This is a genomic window from Gelidibacter salicanalis, assembly GCF_016469035.1.
Taxonomy (GTDB): Bacteria; Bacteroidota; Bacteroidia; order Flavobacteriales; family Flavobacteriaceae; genus Gelidibacter; species Gelidibacter salicanalis_A.
Genome location: NZ_JAEHJZ010000442.1, coordinates 1 through 280 on the forward strand (window position 1 = coordinate 1; position 280 = coordinate 280).

Here is a 280-nt window from a genome sequence, read left to right on the forward strand (position 1 = left end):
CGGAAAGCCAAGAGTTCGAAAGCATATACAAACTAAAAGTTACCGTTGTTCCAACAAACAAGCCAATGATACGAAAGGATGAATCGGATGTTGTTTTTAGAGCAACAAATGGAAAATGGCGTGCTGCTGTCGTGGAGATATCAAGAATGAACAAAGTTGGTCGCCCTGTGCTTGTTGGTACAACTAGTGTTGAACAAAGTGAAACCTTATCAGAACAATTGCATGAAGCAGGGATTCCTCATGAGGTCCTCAATGCTAAACCAGAGAATGTAGAGAGGGA

Annotated in this window: 1 protein-coding gene; it reads left to right on the forward strand. The window is 41.8% G+C overall.

Annotation, left to right across the window (positions count from 1 at the left end; all coding sequences use genetic code 11):
- On the forward strand, window positions 1–280 hold a 280-nt coding region (locus JEM65_RS21790; protein ID WP_439953527.1), incomplete at both ends, for a preprotein translocase subunit SecA.